Here is a 23,292-nt window from a genome sequence, read left to right as displayed (position 1 = left end):
GTCAGCCCTCCCCGAGGTGGGCGCGGACGGCGGCGGCGAAGGCGTCGCCGCGCTCGGCGTAGGAGCGGAACTGGTCCATCGAGGCGCTGGCCGGGGCGAGGAGCACGACGTCGCCGGGGCGGGCGAGCCCGCTCGCCGCGCCGACCGCGCCGGGCATGACGCCGCCCGCCGCGGCGGCGCGCTCGTCGTCGACCTCCACGACGGGCACCCCGGGGGCCTGCCGCGCGAGCGCGCCGCGCAGGGGCTCGCGGTCGGTGCCGACGAGCACCGCGGCCCGCAGCCGCCCGGCGTGGGCCGCCACGAGCTCGTCGAAGGCGGCGCCCTTGGCGAGCCCGCCGGCGACCCACACGACCTTCGGGTCGGCCGGGTCGTCCGACGCGGCGGCGGCGCCGGCCAGCGACGCGGCGGCGGCGTGGGCGTTGGTGGCCTTGGAGTCGTCGACCCAGGTGACCCCGCCGGAGCGGGCCACCACCGCGATGCGGTGGGCCCCCGGCCTCGTGCCGAGCAGCCCGTCGCGCACCGCCTGCTGGCCGACGCCGTGGGCGCGGGCCAGGGCCGCGGCGGCCAGGGCGTTGGACACCACGTGCGGGGGCAGCGGCTGCCCGTCGAGCAGGCCGGCGGCGTCGCGCAGGTCGGCCAGGGTGCACAGCTCGGCCGCGGCGTTCATGCGGTCGGTGACGAAGGCGCGGTCGGCGAGCACGTCGTCGACCACCCCGAGCATCGACAGCCCCGGCACCCCGAGGGTGAAGCCCACGGCGCGGCAGCCCTCCTGCACATCGGCCTCGCGCACGAGGCGCTCGGTGGAGCGCACGTCGTCGACGTCGAGCCCGTCACCGGCGTCGTAGACGCAGGCGACCTCGGTGTCGGTGTAGATCCGGCCCTTGTCGGCGGCGTAGGCGGCCATCGAGCCGTGCCAGTCGAGGTGGTCGGCCGCCAGGTTCAGGACGGCGGAGGCGCGGGGGGCCAGCGTGTGCGCGCCGTGCAGCTGGAAGCTCGACAGCTCCACGGCCAGCACGTCGGCGCCGGCCGGGTCGAGCACGGCCTCCACCAGCGGGGTGCCGATGTTGCCCGCGGCGGTGGCCCGCAGCCCCTGGGCGCCGAGGATGCTCGCGAGCATCGTCGTCGTCGTGGTCTTGCCGTTGGTGCCGGTGACGCACAGCCAGGGCGCGCGGGCACCGGGGGCGTCCGGGGCGCCGGTCGGGCCGGGCGAGGTGCGCAGGCGCCAGGCCAGCTCGACCTCGCCCCAGACCGGGATGCCGGCGGCCGCCGCCTGCGCGAGCAGCGGGGCGCTCGGGCGCCAGCCCGGGGAGGCGACGACGAGGTCGGGCAGGGCGCCGTCGACCTGCGGGAGGCCGGCCACGGCCCGCTCCCCCAGCTCGGCGCGGCCGCCGAGGACGTCGAGCAGCTTGGCCCGCTCCTGCTCGCCCGACCCGTCGCGGCCGTCGACCGCGAGCACCCGGGCGCCGCGCTCGGCGAGGGCGTAGGCCGCGGCGGCGCCGGAGACCGCGAAGCCCGCGACGACGACGCGCAGCGCGCCCCAGTCGGGGGTGCCGCGCAGCGGGACGGGGCCCGCGCCGGCCAGCCAGCTGCGCCCAGAGGTCGTCTCAGAGGTCAGGTCAGAGGTCACTGCCGACCACCCACTCCCCGTAGAACAGGCCCAGGCCGAGGCCCACGAAGAGCCCGGCGATGATCCAGAAGCGGGTCACGATCGTGACCTCCGCCCAGCCGACCAGCTCGAAGTGGTGCTGCAGCGGCGCCATCCTGAAGACCCGCTTGCGGGTCATCTTGAAGAACCCGACCTGGATCACCACCGACAGCGCGATGATCACGAAGAGGCCGCCGAGCACCACCAGCAGCAGCTCGGTGCGGGTGGTGATGGCCAGGCCGGCGAGCGCGCCGCCGAGGGCCAGGGAGCCGGTGTCGCCCATGAAGATCTTGGCGGGCGAGGCGTTCCACCACAGGAAGCCGATGCACGCCGCCATGAGCGCGATGGCCACGACGGCGAGGTCGAGCGGGTCGCGGGTGTTGTAGCAGGGCGCGAGCGCCGGGGTGGGCGTCGGGATGCCCGTGACCTCGCAGTTCTGGTTGTACTGCCAGATGCCGATCAGCGTGAACGCGCCCGCCACGGCGGCGGTCGCGCCGCTGGCCAGGCCGTCGAGCCCGTCGGTGAGGTTCACGCCGTTGCTGGTCGCGGCCACCATGAGCAGCGCCCAGACGATGAAGAGCACGACGCCCGCGACGGCGCCCAGGTGGGCGAAGTCGATGGCGGTGTCGCGGGTGAAGGAGACCTTCAGCGACGCCGGGGTGCGCTGCCCCTCGTCGGGGAACTGCAGCGCCAGCACCGCGAACACCAGACCCACGAGGGTCTGGCCGATGAGCTTGGGCACGCTGCGGAGCCCGAGGCTGCGCTGCTTGGAGATCTTGATGAAGTCGTCGAGGAAGCCCACCACGCCCAGGCCCACCATGAGCCCCAGCACGAGCAGCGCCGAGGCCGTGGGCGGGGTCCAGGTGACCAGGTGCGCGCCGGCGTAGCCGAGCACGGTGGCGCCGATGATGACGGCGCCGCCCATGGTCGGGGTGCCGCGCTTGGTGTGGTGCGTGGTGGGGCCGTCGTCGCGGACGAACTGCCCGTAGCGGCGGTGCACCAGGAACCTGATGAACAGCGGGGTGCCGAACAGGGCGATGACGAGCGAGGTGAACCCCGCCAGGAGGATCCCCCTCACGGCGTCGTCACCCCCGCCGCGGTCGCGCCGCCGGCGGCACCGACGAGGGCGAGCCGCTCGCCGAGCACCCGCAGCCCCGCCCCGTTCGAGCTCTTGACGAGCACCACGTCACCCGGGGCCAGCTCGTCGGCGAGCAGCTGCTCGGCGGCCTCCAGGTCGGGCACCCACACGGACTCCTCGGCGTAGGAGCCCTCCAGCACCGCTCCGGTGTGCACCGGGCGCGCTCCCTTCCCCACGGCCACCAGCCGCGAGACGTCCAGGCGGACGGCGTAGCGGCCGACCGCGTCGTGCTCGTCGCGCGCGGCGGCGCCGAGCTCGAGCATCTCCCCGACGACGGCCCAGGTGCGCCCGCCCGGGCGCTGCATGGACTTCAGGGCGCGCAGGGCGGCCCTCATCGACTCGGGGTTGGCGTTGTAGGCGTCGTTGACCACGACGACGCCGTCCGGGCGCTCGGTCACCTGCATGCGTCCGGGGCTGGCGGCGCCGGCGCGCCCGAGGGCGGCGGCGACGTCGTCGAGGGGGACGCCGACGGCGAGCCCGCAGGCGGCGGCGGCGAGGGCGTTGGAGACGTGGTGCTCGCCGTGGACGAGCAGCTGCACGGGCACCTCGCGGGCGCTGCCGCCGGCGCTGCCGAGGGAGCTGGTGAGCACGAAGCGGGCGCGGCCCATCGCGTCGAGCTGCACGTCCTGCGCGCGCACGTCGGCGTCGGGGCCCCAGCCCGTGGTGACCACCCGGGCGCGGGTGCGCGTCGCCATGCCGGCCACGCGCCCGTCGTCGGCGTTGAGCACGGCGACGCCGCCGTCGAGCAGGCCGTCACCGGCCGCGGGCAGGGCCTCGACCAGCTCGCCCTTGGCGGCGGCGATCCCCTCGACCGAGCCGAACTCGCCCAGGTGGGCGCTGCCCACGTTGAGCACCGCCCCGACCCGCGGCTCGACGATGCCGCACAGGTGCGCGACGTGCCCCTTGCCGCGGGCGCCCATCTCGACCACCAGGGCGCGCGTGTCCTCCTCGACGCGCAGCGCGGTCAGCGGCACCCCGAGCTCGTTGTTGTACGAGCCGGGCGGGGCCACCACGGGGCCGGCCGGCGCCAGCACGGCGGCGAGCAGGTCCTTGGTGCTGGTCTTGCCCGAGCTGCCGGTGACGCCGACGACGTCGAAGGGGGCGGGCAGCGCGCGCCGCCGGGCCAGCACCTCGCGGGCCAGGGCCGGCAGCGCGTCGAGCACGCGGCCCGGGACGACGACGGCGGGCACGTCGTCGCCGAGGTCGCGCTCGGCGAGCACGGCCACGGCGCCGGAGCCGAGGGCGCCGACGGCGTGGTCGTGGCCGTCGACGCGCTCCCCCGGCACGGCGGCGAACAGGTCGCCGGAGGCGACGGCGCGGGAGTCGACGACGACGCCGCTGACCTCGGCGGCCGCGTCGGCCCCGCCGGTCAGGCGCCCGCCGGTGGCGGCGGCGACGTCTCCGAGGGCGATCCGGATCATCGGGCCACCTCCTGGGTGGTGCGGGTGCTGGTGGTCGGGGTGCCCGCGGCGGCGCCGGGGCCGTCGGCCAGGGCGTCGGCGAGGGCGGAGGCCAGGACGAGGCGGTCGTCGAAGGGGTGCACCTCGCCGGCCACCTCCTGGCCCTGCTCGTGGCCCTTGCCGGCGAGGAGGACGGTGCCCCCGGGCGCCTCGGAGGCCAGCGCGACGGCGGCGGCCACGGCGGCGCGCCGTCCTGCCACCTCCACCACGCGGGGCGAGCGGACGTCGGGGCCGGCCGCGGAGCGGGCGGCCGAGCGGGCGCCGTCGAGCACGGCGGCGCGGATCACGGCCGGGTCCTCGGAGCGGGGGTTGTCGTCGGTGACGACCACGGCGTCGGCGCCCCGGGCCGCCGCGGCGCCCATCGCACCGCGCTTGCCGGGGTCGCGGTCGCCGCCGGCGCCGAGCACCACGACCAGGGGGCCGGGCGTGGAGGGGCGCAGGGCCGCGAGCGCCACCGCGACGGCGTCGGGGGTGTGGGCGTAGTCGACGACGCCGCGGGGCCCCCCACCGGCAGCGCCCTGGGGCCCGGGCACGACCTGCATGCGGCCGGGCACGCCCGCGGCGCCGGCGAGGGCGGCTGCGGCGGCGGCCGGGTCGTGGCCGGCGGCGGCGAGCACGGCGACGGCGACGGCGGTGTTGGCGACGTTGAAGGTGCCCGGCAGCGGGCTGGCGGCGTCGAGCACGCGGCCGTCGGGGGCGTGCAGCGCGAAGGTGGAGCCGGGGCGGCCGTCGGTGCGGTCGCGCACGCTCGCCGGGTCGACCGTCCAGCTCGCCGCCGCGCCCGCCGTCGTGGTGACGGTGCTGACGGTGGTGGTCGGCACCCCGGCGGCGGTGCTGCGCTCGGCCAGGCGGACGCCCCACGCGTCGTCGGTGCAGACCACGGCGCGGCGGGCGCGCTCGGGGGTGAACAGCTCCGCCTTGGCCTCGAAGTACGCCTCCATCGTGGGGTGGAAGTCGAGGTGGTCCTGGGAGAGGTTGGTGAAGGCGGCGACCTCGAGCACGAGCCCGTCGACCCGGTGCAGCACGACGGCGTGGCTGGAGACCTCCAGCGCCGCGGCGCGCGCGCCCCGCTCGACGGCCAGCGCCAGCAGGGCGTGCAGGTCGGGGGCCTCCGGGGTGGTGCGGGCGCTGGGCAGCTCCTCGCCGGCGATGCGCGTGCACACCGTGCCGACGAGCGCGGTCGGCGTGCCCAGCTGCGCCAGGGCCGACTCCAGCAGCGTGGTCACCGTGGTCTTGCCGTTGGTGCCGGTCACGCCGAGCAGCTGGAGGCGGGTGGCCGGCTCGCCCCACACCAGGGCGCTGGTGGCGCCGAGCACAGCGCGCGGGTCGGGCACGACGACGGCGGGCAGCGCGGCCCCCGGACCGCCGGAGGCGGCGGCGAGCGCGGCGCCCTCGGGGTCGGTCAGCAGGGCGACGGCGCCACCGGCGGCGGCCTGGTCGGCGAAGCGGGCGCCGTGCGTGCGGGCCCCCGGGAGGGCCGCGTACAGGTCACCGGGCTGCGCGCGGCGGGAGTCGAGGACGACGCCGGTGACCCGGAGGTCCGCCGGCCCGTCGTGGCCGGCAGCGCCCGCGCGGGCCGCCACCTCGGCCAGCGGGCACCCGGGGGCGTGCTGCGGCCGTGGTGGGAGGAGCACGGCCTGCACGCTACCCGCCCCGGTCGGAGCAACCGGGGCGTTCGCCGAGCCCGCGCTCGGCGGGGGCACGACGGGGGTCGCGGTCACCAGCTCAGCGGGACCAGGTCGGGCGCCGCTCCGCTCGGCCTGAGGCCCTGCTGCGCGAGGGCGTACTGCATGACGTCGGCGAAGACGGGAGCCGCCGCGGTGCCGCCGTAGTGGTACGCGTAGTCCGGGTGCTGCACGGTCACCGAGACGATGAGCTGCGGGTCGTCCGCGGGGGCCATGCCCGTGAACGACGCGGTGTACTGGGGGCTGCCCGTGGCCTTCGTCGCAGGGAGGTCCTGGGACGTGCCGGTCTTGCCGGCCACGCGGAAGCCCGGGACGGCGGCGTTCTGGCCGGTGCCCTCGGAGGAGACGACGCCCTCGAGCATGCTCGTCACCTGCTTCGCCGTGGCCTCGCTCACCACGCGGGTGCCGGCGGGCCTCTCGGCGGGGGTGAAGGTGCCCGAGTCATCGGTGGTGCCGGCGACGACGTGCGGCTGGATGCGCACGCCGCCGTTGGCGATCGTCGCGTAGACCTGCGCGGCCTGGAGCGCGGTCACGGCGTACCCCTGGCCGAAGAGGACGTTGTACTGCTGGCGACCGTCCCAGTCGTCGACGGGGGCGAGGATGCCGCGGGTCTCCCCCGGCAGGCCGAGCTGCTTCTCCCCCAGGCCGAAGGCCCGCAGGTAGTCGTACCGCTGCTGCGGGGTGAGCTCCTGGCCGACCATGATCGTGCCGACGTTCGACGACTCGGCCAGCACGCCGGCCAGCGTCAGCTTCTCCGGCGCGTGGTTGTGGGAGTCGTGGATCGTGCCCGCGTTCCGGGGTAGCGCGATCGAGTCGGGGACGGTCAGCTGCATGTCCGGCGTCGCCAGGCCCTGCTCGATCGCCGCGGCGGCCGTGATGACCTTGCCGGTCGACCCGGGCTCGAAGACGTCCTCCAGCGAGCGGTTGTGGCGGTCGGCCTCCGGGGTGGCACCGGGGTCCGCCGGGTCGATCGACCCCGACTCCGCCATCGCCAGCACCTCGCCGGTCTTGGTCATGACGGTCACGGCGACCCAGTCGGCGCCCGTCTTCTCCGCCTGGGCCTTCGCGGCGTCCTGGGCGTAGTACTGCAGGTCGGCGTTGAGGGTGAGCCGCACGTCCTTGCCGTCGACCGGCGGGGTGGTCGAGGAGTCGCCCAGGGGGATGCGCTCGCCGTTGCGGCCGCTCTCGTACGACTCCTCGCCGTCCGTGCCGGTCAGGGTGGAGTCCTCGGCGAGCTCCAGGCCCGCCAGGGCGGTGCCGTCCTTGCTGACGTAGCCGACGAGGTTGCCCGCGGTGATCCCGGCCGGGTAGGTGCGCAGCTCGGTCTTGACCCCGCGCACCCCGGGGACGCCGACGGCGATCACGGCGCGCCACTGGGCGGGGGTGAAGCCCTTGGCGAGCATCACGTACATCGACGGGTTGCCCGACGCCGTCGTCTTCGGCGTCAGCAGCGGCACGAGCTCGGCCTCGCTCATTCCGAGCACAGGGGCCAGCTTCGCCGCGCCCTCCTCGGGGGTGAGCGCCTTCGGCCGCTCCTTCGTGGGTCCGGAGAACAGGCTCGGGTCAGCGGTGATGTCGCGCCGCTCGACGCTCTCGGCGAGCACCACGCCGGTGCTGTCGGTGATGCTGCCGCGCTCGGCGGCGATCGTGTCGGTCCGCAGGCGGGTGCCCAGGGCTGCCGCCGCGAGCGGGGCGCTGTCGACGGCCTGCAGCTGCACGAGCCGCCCGGCGAAGACGGTGGTCACCACCAGGAGGACCGCCAGCACGACGGCGGAGCGGCGCTCGGGCCTGCCCGGCCGCGCCCCGCGGGAGGGCCGGCGGGCCGGGGGCCGCGGCGGACCCTGCCGCGGCGGCTGCGGCTGGCGCGCCCGGGGCGCGCGCGGCGCCCGGGGGGCGGTGCTGCGGGCCGGGGTCCGAGGGGCGGTCCGGGGAGCGGCCGTCCGCGCCGCGGAGCCACCCGGGCGGGGAGCCGCGGGCTTCGTGGGCGTCGGGCTCACCCCGCACCTCCTGCGCTGCTGGTGGGTCGGCTGCTGGGCTGGCTGCTGGGCGTGCCGCTCGCGCTGGACGACGGCGAGGCCGAGCCCGAGGCGGACGGCGCGTCCGAGGCGCTGGGGCCGTCCGACGCCCGGCCGGCGGCCTCGTCGTCGGCCTCGTCCTCGGCGGAGCCGCTCGACGCGCTGCTGGGGGCGCCGCTGGGCGTCGCCGAGGGGGTGGGGGTGGTCGCGGCCTCCGGGTCACCGACCACGGCCTGCTCCTGCGGGGCCTCGAGCACGAGCCAGGCCGAGTCGGGGGCGCGCACCATGCCCATGGCCCTGGCCCGCGCGTCGAGCGCGGAGGCCGAGCTGACCTCGGCGAGGTGCTCGTCGAGGGCCTGCTGCTGCTCGGTGAGCTGGGTGCGCTCCGCCTCGAGGGCGTGCTGCTCGTAGCTGCCGCGCGAGAGGGCGATGTTGATCCACAGCGCGAGCAGCAGGGCGACGACGAGCACCGCGCCGCAGAGCACGACGGTGGCGGCGCGGCCGGTGGGCAGCACCCCGCCGGGACCGCGCCCGGGGCGGCCGCCGCCCCGGGTGGGGCGGCCCAGCCGGACCCCGCCGCGGGCGGACCGCGCGGGGGTGCTCGCAGCGCCCCCGCGGGGCGCGCGGCGGGCGGCTCCCGCGGCGCGCGCAGCGGGGGTGCGGGTGGAGGTCGAGGTGCTCATCGGCGACCCCGCGCCGGGCGGACGCGCTCGGCGGCGCGCAGGCGGACCGGCGCGGAGCGGGGGTTGCGCTCCAGCTCGGCGTCGTCGGGCCGCTCGGCGCCGCGGGTCAGCAGCTGCAGGCGGGGCGCGTGCTCGGGCAGCTCGACGGGCAGTCCCGGCGGGCTGGTGCTGGCGGCGCCCTCGGCGAGCACGCGCTTGACGATCCGGTCCTCCAGGGACTGGTAGCTCATCACCACGAGGCGGCCGCCCACGGCGAGGGCGTCGACGGCGGCGGGCACCGCGGCGCGCAGGGCGTCGAGCTCGCCGTTGACCTCGATGCGCAGCGCCTGGAAGCTCCGCTTGGCCGGGTGCCCGCCGGTGCGCCGCGCGGCGGCGGGCACCGAGTCGCGCACCAGCTCGGCGAAGCGCGCGGTGCCGGTGAAGGGCTCGCGCTCGCGCTCGCGCACCACGGCGTCGGCGATGCGGCGGGCGAACTTCTCCTCGCCGTAGACGTGCAGCACGCGGGAGATCTCGCGGGCGTCGTAGGTGTTGAGCAGCTCGGCGGCGGTGATCCCCGTGGTGGGGTCCATCCGCATGTCGAGGGGGGCGTCGCGGGAGTAGGAGAAGCCGCGGTCGACCTCGTCGAGCTGGAGCGAGCTGACGCCGAGGTCCATGAGGACCCCCTGCACCGAGGGGATGCCGAGGTCGGCCAGGACGTCGGGCAGCTCGTCGTAGACGGCGCGGACGAGGGTGGCGCGGTCGCCGAAGCGCTCCAGGCGGGCCCCGGCGAGGGCGATGGCCTGCGGGTCGCGGTCGACGGCCACCAGCCGGGCGGCGGGCAGGCGCTCCAGCAGCGCCTCGCTGTGGCCGCCCATGCCGAGGGTGGTGTCGACGACGACGGGCGCCCGGCCACCCGCTCCGGGGGCCCCGGGCTGCAGGGCGGGGGCGAGCAGCTCGACGCAGCGGTCGAGCAGCACGGGCACGTGCCGCGAGCTGGTCGGGGGCTGCTCGCGCAGGCCGTCGTCCACGTCGCGCTCCTCCCGGTCGGTCACCCACCGTCGCGATCGACGGCGCTCACGTTACTGACGGGACGATTGTGACTCAAGTGACGAGTCAGGCACCGCCCCGCCCATCCTGCCCTGATCAGGCCGCTGATCTGCGGACCCCGGCCGGCCCCGGACGCGTCGCGGCCGAGCGCCGGCGGCTCCGGGAGCGACCTCCGGCCACCGGGCGCGGGCAGGCGCACCGCACGCCCAGGTCCCCACCCGCTCCGTCGGGCCGGGGAAGTGGCCCGTGCTGCCTGACACCGGGGAAGGTGCGTCAGGACGCGGGGAGCGGCTGGAGGCCTGGGCGTGCGGTCAGCCGGGGCGCGCGGCTCAGCCCGCCGTCACAGCAGCCCGGGGAGGCCGTCGAGGGTCGCCTGCTCGTAGGCGGCCTCCGCCTCGGCGGAGCGGCGGCCCCAGGACGGCTCGTCCCACACCTCGAGCCGGTCGCCCGCGCCGACCACGGCGCAGTCGCGCTCCAGGCGGGCGAAGGTCCGCAGGTGCGGGGGCACCGTGAAGCGGCCCTGCTTGTCCAGCTCCTCCTCCGAGGCGCCGGCCAGCACCACGCGCAGGTAGTCGCGGCTGCGCGGGTCGGAGGCAGCAGCCCGCAGCTCGGCGTACCGGCGCTCGAAGTCGGCCCGCGGGTAGGCGTGCAGGCACGGACCCTGTCCCCGGGTGAGGAAGAACCCGCCGGACAGCGCCTCGCGGTAGCGCGCGGGGACGACCAGGCGGCCCTTGTCGTCGAGCTTGGGGGTGTGGGTGCCGACGAACACGCGACCGCCCCTCCCCCGTCCGAGGGCGCGTCGTGCACACCCTCCCCATGTCCTCCACGCTACTCCACTCCGCTCCACCCACGGGCCGGGTCGGCCCACCTCCGCCCCGGTTCCGGTGGGCGCCGGCGGGGCCGCCCGGGAGGTCGGTCGGGAGGTCCGTCGGGAGACCGGCCGGGAGCCCGCTCGGAGGCCGCTGCGCTCGTGCGGGGCGCTTGTCAGAGGTGTGTCGTACGGTTCGCTCGTGTCGATCCCCTCCCCCTGGGACGCGAGGAGCGCCGACGGCGGCGCAGACGGCGTCGCAGCGACCCTCGGGCGCGTCCGCGAGGCCGTGGTGCAGGTGGTGGAGGGCAAGGACGACGTCGTCCGCACCGCTCTCGTCGTCCTGCTCGCCGAGGGCCACCTGCTCGTCGAGGACGTGCCCGGCGTCGGCAAGACGATGCTGGCCAAGACCCTGGCCCGGGCCACGGGCGTGAGCGTGCGGCGGGTGCAGTTCACCCCCGACCTGCTGCCCAGCGACCTGACCGGCGTGAGCGTGTACGACGCCGAGGCGCGCCGCTTCGACTTCAAGCCCGGGCCGGTGTTCGCGCACGTCGTCGTCGGAGACGAGATCAACCGCGCCTCCCCCAAGACGCAGTCGGCGCTGCTGGAGTGCATGGGCGAGCGCACCGTCACCGTCGACGGCACCACGCACACCCTGGCGCGGCCGTTCATGGTGGTGGCCACGCAGAACCCCGCGGAGATGGAGGGCACCTACCCCCTCCCCGAGGCCCAGCGCGACAGGTTCATGGCCCGGGTCTCCATGGGCTACCCCAGCCCGGCCAGCGAGATGGCCATGCTCGGCAACCACGGCGCGCGCGACCCGCTGTCCGACCTCGAGCCGGTCAGCGACCCGGGCGAGCTGCGCCGCGCCATCGCCGCGGCCGCCGCGGTGCACGCCTCGCCGGCGGTGCAGCAGTACCTGCTCGACCTGGTGACGGCCACCCGGTCGCACCCCGCGATCTCGCTGGGCGCCTCCCCGCGCGCGAGCCTGCACCTGCTGCGGGCCTCCCGGGCGGTCGCCGCCCTGGAGGGGCGCGGCCACGTGCTCCCCGACGACGTGCAGGGCCTGGTGGTGCCGGTGCTCGCCCACCGCCTGGTGCTCTCCTCCGAGGCGGCCGCGGTCAGGCGCACCCCCGAGGACGTGCTCGCCGAGCTGCTGCAGAGGGTCCCGGTCCCCTCCACGAGCAGGGTCTGAGGCCCGGGTGGGCAGGGGCCGGGGGGCGCCGGGCCGGCGCGGGCGCGACGGCGCCCGCCTGGCCCGCCGGGCCCGCGGCCTGACCCCCCGGGGCCGGGCGCTCGTCGTGGTCGGGGTGCTGCTCGGCGCCGCGGGCCTGTGGCAGGGCCAGGAGCCGCTGCTGCGCGTGGCCGTGCTCGTGCTCGCCCTGCCGCTGGTGGCCCTGGCGGTGGCCGCGCTGACGGGGGCGCGCACCGCGGTGCGCCGCAGCACCTCCCCGCGCCGCGCCGTGGTCGGGCAGACCTGCCGGGTGCGCCTCGACCTGCGCAACCCCGGTCGCCTGGGCACGCCGGTGCTGCTGGCGCAGGACCGCCTGCCGGCCGGCTGGCCGCGGGCCCCGCGCTTCGCCGTCGACCCCCTGCCCCCCGGGGGCCGGGCCGCCGTCGCCTACACCGCCACCCCGCCCCGGCGCGGCCGGCACCGGCTCGGTCCGCTGCAGGTGCTGGTCACCGACCCCCTGGGGCTGTGCGAGCTGCCCGCGCGCACCGGCGGGCAGGACGACGTGCTCGTGCTCCCCGCCGTCGAGCACGTGCCCGGCGCGGCCGCCCTCCTCGGCGACCGCGGCGAGGGCGAGGCCAGCGGCAGCGGCACCGCCGGGGGCGAGCAGGGCATGGGCACCCGCGAGTACCGCCCCGGAGACGACGTGCGCCGCGTGCACTGGCGCTCCACGGCCCGCCGCGGCGAGCTGATGGTCCGGCAGGACGAGCAGCCCCACCAGCGCCGCGGCGTGGTGGTGCTCGACCGTCGCCCCGGCGCGTGGTCCGACGACGACGGCTTCGAGCGCGCGGTCACCGCCGCGGCCTCCCTGGCGGTGTCCCTGCACGACGCGGGCGCCGCGGTGCGCCTGGAGCTGGGCGGGGAGCGCTCGCCGGCCGGTCCCCTGGGGCGCGAGCCGGTCCTGGAGGCCCTGGCCGTGGTGACCACCGCCGGCGCTCCCGGCCAGGACGCCGCCGCCGACCGGGCAGCCGCGGCCGCTGTCACGGGGAGCGGGTCTGGGGCGGCCGCTGCCGAGCCCCAGCGGGTCGTGGCGGGTGGCCCCGACGTCCTGGTCAGCGCCGTGGGCGCGGCCGTGACCGGCGGCAGCGGCGAGTCCGGGGCCGGGCCGGGGCTGCTGGCCGTGGTCGCGGGCCGCCTGACCCGAGCCGACGCCGACGGCCTGGTCGGCGTCACCCGCCCGCGGGCCGGCCGCCGCCGCTCGGCGGCGCTGGTGGTGCTCGCCGAGCCCGCGGGCACCGGAGCGGTGGAGGTCCTGGTGGGCGCCGGCTGGTCGGTGCTCGACCTGTCCGAGGGCGAGCCGCTGGCCGACGCGTGGCGACGCGCCGCCGACCGCTCTGACCGCTCCGGTGGCGCGGACCGCGTCGCGGCGGGTGCCCGGTGAGCGGCCAGGCGCGCCTGCGGCTGGCCGGCGCGGTGGCGGTGCTGGCCACCACGGCCGGGCTCTCCACCGTGGTCGAGGGCTGGGCCTGGTTCGTCCAGGCGGTGGTCGCCGTGGTGGTGGTCGTGGCCACCGGGGCGGGGGCCACGGCGCTGCGCCTGCCGGCGTGGGTGGGGGCGCTGGCCCAGGTCGCGGCCCTGCTCGTGGTGCTGTGCGTGCTGTTCGTCCCGGGGCAGGCGGTGCTGGGGCTGCTGCCGGGTCCGCAGGCCCTGGCTGCGCTGTCCGACCTGCTGCGCGAGGGCCGCGAGACGGTGAACGCCCAGGCGGCCCCCGTGGTCGCCGACCCCGGCCTGCGCATGGTCACGACCGCGGGCGCCGGCCTGGTGGCGGTCGTCGTCGACGTGCTGGCCGCGGGCGCCCGCACCCCGGCCCTCACCGGCCCGGTGCTCCTCGCGGTGCACGCCATCGCCGTGGTGTTCGCGCCCGGCGGGCTGCCGTGGGGGTGGTTCGCCCTCGCGGTGGCGGCGTGGCTGCTGCTGCTCACCGCCGACGCCGACGCCCGCGCGCTGGCGTGGGGGCGCCGCGTGCAGCAGCGCGGCTCCCGGTCTCCGGGTGGCGGTGGCGGTGGCGGGGCCGGCCGCTCCGGCGCGCCGCTGGCCGCCGCGGCGCTGACGGCCCTGGCAGCGCTGGTGGCGGCCGTCGTCGTCCCCCCGCTCGTGCCGGGCACCTCCTCGGTGTTCCTCACCGCCGGCTCGGGCAGCGGGATCGGCGGCGCGGCGGCGAACTCGGTCAACCCCCTGCTCGACCTGCGCTCCGACCTCGACAGCCAGGGCACCGCCGAGGTGCTCCGCTACCGCACCGATGCAACCTCGCCCTCCCCCCTGCGGATCGTCACGGTCGACGTCTTCGACGGCGACGTGTGGCAGCCCTCCGAGCTGCAGGCCGACACCAGCCAGCCGCTCGACGGCACGCTCCCCAGCCCGCCCGGGCTCGCGGAGGGCACCCCGTACACCGACGTCCAGTACGACGTCACCGTCGAGGCCCTGCGGCAGCGGTGGCTGCCGACGCCCTACCCCGCGACGACGGTGGACGTCGGCGGTGACTGGGTGGTCGACACCAGCACGCTCAACATCCAGGGCCAGGGACGCACCTCGACCGTCGAGGGGCAGAGCTACCGCGTGGTCCAGCGCGCGGTCGACCCCGACCCCGCCGCCCTGCGCGACGCGCCCGACGCCCCCGCCGACGTGCAGGAGCGGTACACCCAGCTGCCCGCCGACCTGCCCCCCGAGCTGGCCGAGCAGGCCCGGGAGGTGGTCGGCGGCGAGACCTCCAAGTACCTGCAGGCCGCGGCGCTGCAGGAGTGGTTCCGCAGCACCGGCGGCTTCACCTACTCCCTCGAGGCCCCCGAGCCGCGCACCGCGAACGCCCTGGCCGACTTCCTCACCGACCGCACCGGGTACTGCGTGCACTACGCCTCGGCGATGGCGGTGATGGCGCGCACGCTCGGCATCCCGGCGCGGGTGGCGGTGGGCTTCCTGCCCGGGTCGACCCTGGGTGACGGCAGCTGGCAGGTGACCCTGCAGGACGCGCACGCCTGGCCCGAGCTGTACTTCGAGGGCGCCGGCTGGGTGCGCTTCGAGCCCACGCCGAGCACCCGCACCGGCACCGCCCCCTCCTGGACCGTGCCGCCGGTGGAGGCGGCGACGCCCAGCACCGCTCCGGGCGGGGCCACCACCGCCGCCCCCTCGGCGAGCGCGAGCTCGTCCTCGGCCCCGAGCGCGAGCGCGACGACGGCGACGACGCAGGCCACGACGGCGCAGGGCGGAACGCCCTGGCCGCTGCTGGTGGTGCTCGCCCTGGTGGTGGGGCTGCTGGCGGCACCGCTGGCGAGCAGGTCGCTCGTGCGCCGCCGCCGCTGGCGCCGGGCCGAGGGGTCAGCGGCCCGCGCGGAGGCGGCCTGGGCCGACCTGCTCGAGCAGGTCGGTGACCTCGGGGTGCGGGTTCCGCCGTCGGAGACCCCGCGGCAGGTGGGGCGCCGTCTGGTGGCGGGCTTCTCCGAGGCTGACGACGACGGGGTCGGTGGCTCTCCGGGCGGCCGTGACGAGCGCGGGCCCGCGGTGGAGCGGCTGGTCGACGCCGTCGAGGGCGCCCGCTACGGGGCGGCGGGAGACGGACGCGGGGGCACGGCCCTCGCCGACGACGTCCGCACAGTGGTCGGAGCCGTGGTGGCGCAGCGGCCCCGCTCGGCGACGTGGCGCTGGCGCGCCCTGCCGCCCTCCGGGGTGGCGCACCTGCGCCGCTGGGCGTCCACGCTCCTGCGCCGCCGCTGACCCCCTCCCCCCTCCCCCGCGACGATCACGCGCCTGAGCGCCACGACGCCCGGCTGTCGAGCGCGTGGAGCCCGGGCCGAGGTGGCCCCATCGCGCTCCCGGACGGGGCCACCCGGGCAGCGACGGGGCCACGGGCACAGGCCCGAGGTCACCCCGTGGCAAGGCCTTCCCCGCCACGATCAAGCACCTGAGCGCCACATCCCCCGGGGGCCCACCTGCGCGGGAGCCCAGACGACGGAGGGCCCGCACGCTCGGCGTGCGGGCCCTCGGTCGTGAGGTGCGGGGTGGGTGGGGGCTCAGCTCCAGCGGTCGTCGCGGCGGCGGTCCCACCGCTGCTCGAGGCGCTGCATGAAGGTGCCGCCGGAACGGCGGGGCTTGGCCGCCGACCGCGGGGCGGTGCGCCCGTCGGGCCGGACCACACCGGTGGGGCCGCCCTGCCCGGGGCTCCCCTGGTGACCGCCCTGGACGGCCTCGCCCGACGACCCGCCGCCGGAGACCGCGAAGAGGATGCCGCCCAGCATGACGAGGAAGGCCAGCACGCCGAGCGCGATGGCCCACGAGCGCTGCGTCGGCGGGACGAGCGTCACCGCGGAGACGAGCATCGCCAGACCGGCCGCGGCGATGCAGGCGCCGACGACGAGGTTCCGCCGCCCGCCACCGGGTCGGCGCGGCCCCCGCATGGTCGAGGCGAAGCGGGGGTCGTCAGACAGCAGCTGCTGTTCCATCTGCTCCAGCAGACGCTGCTCGTGCTCGGACAGCGGCACTGCGACCTCCTGCGGTCAACCCCGGTGAAAGACCCAGGATAGGTCCCGTCACGGGGTGGGGAAAGCCGGTCCACCACGTGGCGCCACGGGGGCGCCCCGAGCACGAGAAAGCGCCTCACCTGCACCTTCAGTCCCATCCGCACCACTTCGTCCGGGTGTGCGCTGCATCACGGCCCGCGCCGCGACCCGGGGCGCGGGAGCAGCAGCGAGGCGGGTCCCACCACCCCGCTGCCGAACCGCCGCCCAGCCGCGTCGACGGCGGCCGTCGCCTCGCGCCAGCCCCGCTCCGGCTCGTCCAGCCGCAGCTGCCGGGGCACCCGCTCGGCGTCCACGAGACCCTCGACGCGCACCCCCACCATCCGGATCCGCGCCCGCTGCAGCCCCATCGCCGTCCACAGCGCCGTCGCCGCGGCATGGACCTCGCGCCCGGAGTCGGTGGCCTCCCGCAGGGTCCGCGAGCGCGTGACGGTGGTGAAGTCGGCGAAGCGGACCACCAGGACGACGGTGCGCCCGACGCTGCCGTCGCGGCGCAGGTGCCGGCCGACCCGCTCGGACATGCGCAGCACCTCGCGCAGCACCACGTCGGGGTCGTCGACGTCGACGGCGAAGGTCTCCTGGGCCCCGGTGCTGCGCTCGGCGACGGCGGTGCTGGTGACGACGGGGCGGGGGTCGCGACCCCAGGCCAGGTCGTGCAGGGAGGTGCCGAGCGCGTCGCCGAGGGCCCGGCGCAGCGCGGCGACGGGGGTGTGCGCCACCTGGCCGACGGTGCGCAGGCCCAGGCGGACCAGCGCCTCCTCGGTGCGCTCCCCCACGCCCCACAGCGCGCTGACCGGAAGCGGGTGCAGGAACGCCACGACCTCCCGGGCGGGCACCACGAGGGTGCCGTCGGGCTTGGCGCGGCCGGAGGCGAGCTTGGCCACGGACTTCGTCGTCGCCAGCCCGACCGAGCAGGTGACGCCCTGCTCGTCGGCGACCCTGTCGCGCAGGTCGGTGGCGATCTGCAGCGGGGAGCCGGAGCGGCGGACGGCTCCGGCGACGTCGAGGAAGGCCTCGTCCATGCCGAGCTGCTCGACCACCGGCGTCACCGAGGTGAACAGGGCGACGACGGCGGCCGAGACCTCGGCGTAGCGGTCGGGGTCGGGGGGCAGGACGACGGCGTCGGGGCAGAGCCGCCGGGCCCGGGCCATGGGCATGGCGGAGTGGACGCCGGAGCGGCGGGCCTCGTACGTCGCCGACAGGACGACGCCGCGGCTGGACCCGCCGCCGACGACCACCGGCTTGCCGCGCAGGTCGGGGCGGTCGAGCAGGGAGACGGAGGCGTAGAAGGCGTCCATGTCGACGTGGAGGACGGTGCAGCCGGCGCTCGCGTCGCCGGGGGTGTGCGAGCGCAGGCCGGCGACGGAGGCGGCGACCGCGGGGTCGAGGTCGGCCCGCGCGAGCTGGCTGCGGCTCACGAGCCCCCACCCCCGACTCCCCGAACCGCAACCAGGCGCTCGGCTGCGGTTCTGGACCCCACGGGAACCGCAACCAGGCGCTCGGCTGCGGTTCTGGACCCCCCGGGAACCGCAACGAGGCGCTCGGCTGCGGGGAGGGAGGGGGTCACCACCCGGCGCTCCCGGAGCTGGAGTGCCACAACTTGCGGGGAGCCCCGCGGCCGGAGGCGCCCGCGGAGCGCTCGGCGTCGAGGAGGTCGCCGAGGGCGTCGTCGGCGGAGCGCTCCAGCTCCCGCTCGGACTCCTCGGCGGCACCGGCGGCGGCGCCCGCGGCGGAGTCCGGGTGTTGCGGGTGTCGCCGCCCGGCGGGGCGATGTCGGCGTACGGCGAGAGCATGAACCCGCTGGCGTGCACGAACACCCGCCGCGGCGAGCCACCGCCCATGCCGCCGGAGCGGCCGGGCAGCTCGGGCCGGTCCCCGACCGGCAGGCCCGCGGAGGCCGCCGCGGTGTGGGCGGCCTCCTGAGCCGCCGCCTCCCGCGACGCCGCCCCCGCGGAGCGCTCGTCGCGCTGTCCGGGGCCGGAGCGCCCGGCGTCGATGCCGGGCACGGCGCCGTCGTCGCGGCCCTGCCCGACCACGCCGACGGGCGGAGGGGCCATGACGGGTCGGCTCGACCGCGACGCGGCAGCTCCCGCCACGGCGCTGGCCCCGTAGCCAGCAGCGGGCTGACCAGCCCATGACGCGGTGCACGCCCTCGACGCCGTGCTCGGACCAGACCCGCCACAGCGCCGGCACCGCCCACGCGCCGGTGGCCCGCAGCGACACCCCGCGCGGACCGGTGCGCCGCAGCTCGCCCCGCACCACCAGCAGCCACGAGCCGAACACGGTGGAGGCGTACGGGCCCTGGGCGTCCTCGAAGAAGGTGGCGTCGACGGGTCCGGTGGAGTCGTCGAGGGTGAGGAAGACGACGCGCCGCCCGGACCTGATGGGCGGGGTCTGGGTGGCCACCTTCACGCCCGCCACCAGCACCTCCGAGGGCGCCCTCCGGATGCGCAGGTCGGCGGACCTGACGACGCCGAGCGCGTCGAGCATCGGCGCGTAGGCGGTGATGACGTGCTGGCTGGCGTCGAGCCCCAGGACCTCCAGCTCGGTGCGCACCCGCTCCGCGGCGGTCATCTCGGGCAGGCCCGACGGCTCGACCTCGTTCGGGGCGTCGCCGAGGTCGAGGGCGAGCTGGACCTCGGGCGGGGGTGGCGGACTCCCATGATCACGGCGGGAGGGGGGCGCGGAGGGGCGGCGCGCCGACCGGGGGACGCCGCGCTCCAGGGCCCGGGTGTGGCGGTCGAGGTCGGCGACCTGCAGCAGCAGGTCGCGGCGGGTGAGGGCACCGCGCCGCGCAGGGCCGCTGACCACCCCGCCCGCTCCGAGGCCGCAGGTCTCGTCGAGGGCGCCGGTGAGCACGAGCCGCTCCAGCACCGGGCGGGAGGGCCGCGCGCGGTGCCACAGGTCGGCCAGGGAGTGGTACGGCTGACCGGCCACGACGCGGGCGACCTCGGCGTCGCTGATGCCCTTCACCTCGGCCAGCGACAGGCGGATGCCCCAGGCGCTGCCGTCGGGCACGGCGGCGTCGACCCGGTAGGCGGGGTCGGGCACCCGGGAGTGCACGGCGCCCACCGCCCGCCGCGCCGCGGGCGCCGTCGCCCCGCCCGCAGCACCGACCCACCCGTCAGCCCGGTCGACGGCCTCGACGCGGTACTCCCCCGTCGAGGCGTTGACGTCGAGCGGCAGGACGGCGATGCCCAGGGTGCGGGCGTCGTCGAGGATCAGGCGCTTGGGGTACATGCCCGGGTCGTGGGTGAGCACCCCGGCCAGGAAGTGCGCGGGCCAGTGGGCCTTGAACCACGCCGACTGGTACGTGGGCAGCGCGAACGCCGCGGCGTGGGCCTTGCAGAACCCGAACGAGGCGAACGCGGCGAGGACGTCCCAGATCCTGTCGACGTCGGCGGGGGCGAACCCCGCGGCCAGCGCCTGCGGGCGCCACCACGCGGCGACCTCGGCCTGTCCGTCGCGGGTGCCCAGGGCGCGGCGCACCTCGTCGGCCTGGGTGAGGCTCACCCCGGCGGTCTCGGCGACGATCTTCAGCACCTGCTCGTGGAAGACGACGACGCCGCACGTCTCCTCGAGCGCGGTGCGCAGCCGCGGGTGCAGCAGGTCGGGGGCGGCCCAGCCCTGCCGGGCGCGCAGGAACGGGGTGACCATGTCGGACTTCACCGGCCCGGGCCGGAACAGGGAGATGTCGATGACGAGGTCGGCGAAGTCCTGCGGGGCGAACTTGCCCACCAGCTCGCGCTGACCGGGCGACTCGATCTGGAAGCAGCCCAGGGTGCGGGTGGAGCGGACCAGGCGGAAGGCGTCCTCGTCGTCGAGGGGCAGGGCGTCGAGGTCGACGCGCTCCCCGGTGGTGCGCTCCACCTCGCGGGCGGCGTGCGCGAACGCCGACTGCATCCGGATGCCGAGCACGTCGAGCTTGAGCAGGCCCATCACCTCGACGTCGTCCTTGTCGAAGGAGCTCATGGGGAAGCTCGTGGCGCTGGGCTGCACCGGCGTGCGGTCGAGCAGGGTCGCGTCGGACAGGAGCACCCCGCACGGGTGCAGCGCGGTGTGGCGGGGCAGGCCGTCGAGGCCCTCGACCAGGTCGTAGAGCAGGTCGAGGCGGGCGTCGGCCAGGCCGGAGGCGCGCAGCTCGGGCAGGTCGCGCAGGGCGTGGCGCACGTCGCGGGCGCGCAGGTGCGGGAACGCCTTGGCGATGGCGTCGACCTCGCCGGGCGGCATGCCGAGGGCGGCGCCGACGTCGCGGACGGCGTGGCGCACCCGGTAGGTGTCGGTCATGGAGACGGCGGCGACGCGGTCGGCGCCGAAGCGCTCCAGCACGGCGTCGTACACCTCGGTGCGGCGAGCCGACTCGACGTCGACGTCGATGTCGGGCAGCTCCACGCGGGCGGTGGTGAGGAAGCGCTCCATGAGCAGCCCGTGGGCGAGCGGCTCGACGCCGGAGATGCCGATCAGGTGGTTGACCAGGCTGCCGGCGCCGGAGCCGCGGGCGGCCACGCGCACCCCGAGGCGGCGGGTCAGGTCGCAGACCTCGGCGACGGTGAGGAAGTAGGTGGGGAAGCCCAGGGCGTCGATGGTGGCCAGCTCCTCGTCCATCCGCTGCCGCACGCGCTGCAGGTGCGCCAGCGACGCACCGGGGTAGCGGGTGTGGACGGCGCCCTCGCAGCGGGCGCGCAGCACCGCGCCGGCGTCGGCGACGGTGCGGACGGCGGGGCCGGCCACCAGCCACGGCTCGGGCAGGTGCACGGCGCCGACGCCGAGGTCGGCGCGGGGGTCGAGGTGGCAGCGGGCGGCGAGGCGCTCGGTGGCCGCCAGCAGCTCGGCGGCGCCGCCGGCCTCGTGGGCCCGGGGGGCGCCGGCGGCGGCGGCGACCCGCTCGGCGAGGTCGCGCATCGCTGCGGCGGGCTTGAGCCAGCCGTGGCCGGTGGTCCTGTCGAGGTGGCGGTGGCCGAGCGGCACCAGGCGGCGGGCGGCGTCGAGGACGTCGGCGACCGCGGCGCCCTCGGGCCCGGCGTGGCGCACGGCGTTGGTGAGCACGGCGGGGACGCCGGCCTCCCGGGCCAACGCCAGGGTGCGGGCGGCGTGCCCGAGGCTGCCCGGGGTGCCCTCCGGCCCGAGGTGGCAGACCACCTCGACGGCCAGGCAGCCCAGGGGCAGCGCGGAGTACCAGCGGGCCAGCAGCGCGCGGGCGGTGTCGGGGCGGCGGGCCAGCAGCGCGCGGCCGACGTCGCTGTCGGGCCCGAGCAGCACGGTGAGCGCCGGGGCGCCGGTGGCCGGGTCGACGGCGTGCTCGGCGACCTCCTCGAGGGTGGCGACGGGGGTGCCGCGCCGGCCGCCGACGGCGGTGGGCGAGCCGGGGGCCTCCCCGCGGGTGTGCGCCGCGGTGGACAGCCGGCACAGCCGCGACCAGCCGGCGCCGGGCGGCGGGGCCTCCTCGCCCGGCTCCGGCGCCCAGCCCGCGGACCGGGCCGCGGTGCTGCCGTGGGCCAGGACGACGACGCGGGGCAGCCGGGCGTCGACCTCCGCTCCCCCGCGGACCGGGGTCCGGGCTCTGCTGGCACCCCGGCCGCCAGCACCGGGGAGCTCGACGGCGAGGTCCATCCCGAGGACGGGCACCAGCCCCGCCTGCGCGCAGGCGACGACGTGCTTGACCGCGCCCCGCAGCCCGTCGCGGTCGGTGAGGGCGAGGGCGCGCTGGCCGTCGGCGGCGGCCCTGTCGACCAGGGCCGCGGGGGTGTCGGTGCCGTGCTGCAGCGACCACCCCGAGGCCACGTGCAGGTGCGTGAACGCCCTGACCGATGACGGGTCGCTCACAGCGCCGCCCCCTCCTGCCACCCGGAGGCACCCGGGTCCGGCGGGTGGGGGAGGTCACCCGGTCGAACTGGTGTTCGACTGCTGCCGACGCTACCGCCCCGCCGCGGAGGTAGCGAGGGAGGGGGGCGGACTCACCCGCCCGGAGCAACCGGCGGGCGGACGACCCTCAGGAGGCGGCGAGCGGCAGGACGCGGGCCGGCGGGCGCGCCCCGAGGAGGTCGGCGACGACGGAGGCGAACACCTCGGCGCGGTCGAGGTGCTCGTCGGCCTCGCGGGCCCCCACGGGGGCACCGCGCCCGGCCTCGACGGCGGCGCGGCGCTCCGCAGCGCTGGCGAAGACCCGCACCCACCCCTCCAGCTCGGGGGCGAGGGCGAGCAGCGCGTCCCACACGCTCACCGGGCCGCGGCGCCGGGCGCGGGGCACCTCGCGGGTGGCCACGACGGCGGCGCCGGCGCGCAGCGCGGCGAGGTGGGCGAGCACGAACCGCTCCGACGGGTCGCTCGCGGCGGAGGCCTCGACGAGGCCCGTGCAGGCCCGCCCGACCAGCTCGAGGGCGGCCTGCGGCACGGGGCGGGCAGGACGGCCGGTCCGGCGGTGCGGGGGGCGGTGCGAGAGGTGGCCACGTCAGTCGACCACCCGGACGAGGCGCCAGGCACCCTCGCCACCCCCGGCGGGCTCCGGGGCCCCCGGTGAGACCGCCAGCTCGAACGTGCCGGGCTCCGCGGCGAAGCCCCGGCTGGCGACCACGCGCCAGACCTGCTCGTCGGCCGCGGGCCCGCGGCGGGCGTCGTCGCCGGCCCGGGGGCGGGGCGCCAGGGCGCTGGAGCCCGAGACCTCGACGGCGTCTCCGCGCAGGGCCCGTGCCGCGACCCCCTGCCACCACGGCAGGCGGGCGCTCCAGCTGGCCAGCACCTCGCGGACCACGTACAGCTGGCCGCGCCGGACGAACGCCTCCGGCGCCCCCGCGGCCCCCACCTTGACGTGCACCACCTCGTCGACGACCCGCCCCACGTCTCCTCCTCCGGGAGTGGCGGCGGCGCGGCCCCGGGGCTTCCCCTCCCCGGTGACCGCGGCCACCTCTGTCGAACGCGTGTTCGACAGGAGCAGTGAACCGTCCACCACTCCCGCCGTCAACCCGCTGCTCATGGCGAGGACGCTGCCACCCACCACTGACAACGCCCTCCCACCTGCGGTGACGTCCGGGTGTCCGGCCGTGGTCGGTCAGGGGGGCGGCCCGGGGGCGGCCCAGGAGCGGCCCGGGCGCGCCGG

General features: G+C 77.7%; 16 protein-coding genes. 3 read left to right on the top strand and 13 right to left on the bottom strand.

The annotated features are described in order from the left end of the window. Window position 1 precedes the first annotated feature (1 nt). The 8 genes from murD to mraZ form a co-directional block, all read right to left on the bottom strand. Entirely contained in the window at window positions 2-1,582 is a 1,581-nt protein-coding gene (gene murD / locus F1641_RS03440) for a UDP-N-acetylmuramoyl-L-alanine--D-glutamate ligase (RefSeq protein ID WP_194903351.1), read from the bottom strand. 34 nt (window positions 1,583-1,616) lie between these two features. Then, a complete protein-coding gene (mraY, locus tag F1641_RS03435; protein ID WP_194903020.1) occupies window positions 1,617-2,723 on the bottom strand; it encodes a phospho-N-acetylmuramoyl-pentapeptide-transferase in 1,107 nt (368 codons plus the stop codon). Next, complete coding sequence (gene murF / locus F1641_RS03430) at window positions 2,720-4,204, bottom strand: UDP-N-acetylmuramoyl-tripeptide--D-alanyl-D-alanine ligase (RefSeq protein WP_194903019.1); 1,485 nt, start codon at window positions 4,202-4,204, stop codon at window positions 2,720-2,722. Before murF ends, mraY begins: the two co-directional genes overlap by 4 nt. Then, the gene (locus tag F1641_RS03425) at window positions 4,201-5,877 is read right to left on the bottom strand and encodes a UDP-N-acetylmuramoyl-L-alanyl-D-glutamate--2,6-diaminopimelate ligase (protein WP_309225351.1); all 1,677 of its coding nucleotides are present in this window, start codon (window positions 5,875-5,877) and stop codon (window positions 4,201-4,203) included. The genes murF and F1641_RS03425 overlap by 4 nt, the downstream gene beginning before the upstream one ends. An 83-nt stretch (window positions 5,878-5,960) precedes the next feature. Then, a complete protein-coding gene (locus F1641_RS03420; protein WP_194903018.1) occupies window positions 5,961-7,925 on the bottom strand; it encodes a penicillin-binding protein 2 in 1,965 nt (654 codons plus the stop codon). Then, entirely contained in the window at window positions 7,922-8,626 is a 705-nt protein-coding gene (locus F1641_RS03415) for a hypothetical protein (RefSeq protein WP_194903017.1), read from the bottom strand. The genes F1641_RS03420 and F1641_RS03415 overlap by 4 nt, the downstream gene beginning before the upstream one ends. Continuing rightward, the gene (gene rsmH / locus F1641_RS03410) at window positions 8,623-9,633 is read right to left on the bottom strand and encodes a 16S rRNA (cytosine(1402)-N(4))-methyltransferase RsmH (RefSeq protein ID WP_309225350.1); all 1,011 of its coding nucleotides are present in this window, start codon (window positions 9,631-9,633) and stop codon (window positions 8,623-8,625) included. The genes F1641_RS03415 and rsmH overlap by 4 nt, the downstream gene beginning before the upstream one ends. A gap of 359 nt (window positions 9,634-9,992) precedes the next feature. Continuing rightward, the gene (gene mraZ, locus F1641_RS22855) at window positions 9,993-10,421 is read right to left on the bottom strand and encodes a division/cell wall cluster transcriptional repressor MraZ (protein ID WP_194903016.1); all 429 of its coding nucleotides are present in this window, start codon (window positions 10,419-10,421) and stop codon (window positions 9,993-9,995) included. 241 nt (window positions 10,422-10,662) lie between these two features. On the opposite strand from mraZ, the gene F1641_RS03400 reads away from it, so the two are divergent. From F1641_RS03400 to F1641_RS03390, 3 genes are read left to right on the top strand one after another with little or no spacing between them, the layout of a single operon-like run. Further along, a complete protein-coding gene (locus F1641_RS03400) occupies window positions 10,663-11,655 on the top strand; it encodes a MoxR family ATPase (protein ID WP_194903015.1) in 993 nt (330 codons plus the stop codon). Window positions 11,656-11,662: 7 nt separating this feature from the next. After that, window positions 11,663-13,072, top strand: coding sequence for a DUF58 domain-containing protein (locus F1641_RS22850; protein WP_194903014.1), 1,410 nt, complete (start codon window positions 11,663-11,665; stop codon window positions 13,070-13,072). After that, complete coding sequence (locus F1641_RS03390; RefSeq protein ID WP_194903013.1) at window positions 13,069-15,399, top strand: transglutaminase domain-containing protein; 2,331 nt, start codon at window positions 13,069-13,071, stop codon at window positions 15,397-15,399. Before F1641_RS22850 ends, F1641_RS03390 begins: the two co-directional genes overlap by 4 nt. A gap of 296 nt (window positions 15,400-15,695) precedes the next feature. Here F1641_RS03390 and F1641_RS03385 read toward each other — a convergent pair whose 3' ends face one another. The 5 genes from F1641_RS03385 to F1641_RS03365 form a co-directional block, all read right to left on the bottom strand. After that, window positions 15,696-16,163, bottom strand: a complete 468-nt coding sequence (locus F1641_RS03385; RefSeq protein WP_194903012.1) for a DUF3040 domain-containing protein — start codon at window positions 16,161-16,163, stop codon at window positions 15,696-15,698. 167 nt (window positions 16,164-16,330) lie between these two features. Beyond that, window positions 16,331-17,617 (bottom strand): DNA polymerase IV, encoded by a 1,287-nt coding sequence (dinB, locus tag F1641_RS03380; RefSeq protein WP_194903415.1) that lies wholly within the window; start codon window positions 17,615-17,617, stop codon window positions 16,331-16,333. 145 nt (window positions 17,618-17,762) lie between these two features. Continuing rightward, window positions 17,763-22,022, bottom strand: coding sequence for a DNA polymerase III subunit alpha (locus F1641_RS03375; RefSeq protein ID WP_194903011.1), 4,260 nt, complete (start codon window positions 22,020-22,022; stop codon window positions 17,763-17,765). Window positions 22,023-22,188: 166 nt separating this feature from the next. Further along, entirely contained in the window at window positions 22,189-22,590 is a 402-nt protein-coding gene (locus F1641_RS03370; protein ID WP_194903010.1) for an SAV_6107 family HEPN domain-containing protein, read from the bottom strand. Between the two features lie 57 nt (window positions 22,591-22,647). Then, on the bottom strand, window positions 22,648-23,169 hold the full coding sequence (locus tag F1641_RS03365; RefSeq protein WP_194903009.1) for a DUF6504 family protein: 522 nt from the start codon (window positions 23,167-23,169) through the stop codon (window positions 22,648-22,650). Window positions 23,170-23,292 lie beyond the last annotated feature (123 nt).

This window comes from Quadrisphaera sp. INWT6 (assembly GCF_015390235.1).
In the GTDB taxonomy this organism is placed as follows: domain Bacteria; phylum Actinomycetota; class Actinomycetes; order Actinomycetales; family Quadrisphaeraceae; genus Quadrisphaera.
The sequence above is the reverse complement of the archived record's forward strand: the minus strand, read 5'-3'. Positions and strand labels throughout refer to the sequence as shown.

Bases quoted from the DNA above. Each gene is read 5' to 3' on its own strand.
- murF (WP_194903019.1), bottom strand. From the start codon at position 4,204: ATGATCCGGATCGCCCTCGGAGACGTCGCCGCCGCCACCGGCGGGCGC.
- F1641_RS03415 (WP_194903017.1), bottom strand. From the start codon at position 8,626: ATGAGCACCTCGACCTCCACCCGCACCCCCGCTGCGCGCGCCGCGGGA.
- F1641_RS03365 (WP_194903009.1), bottom strand. From the start codon at position 23,169: ATGAGCAGCGGGTTGACGGCGGGAGTGGTGGACGGTTCACTGCTCCTG.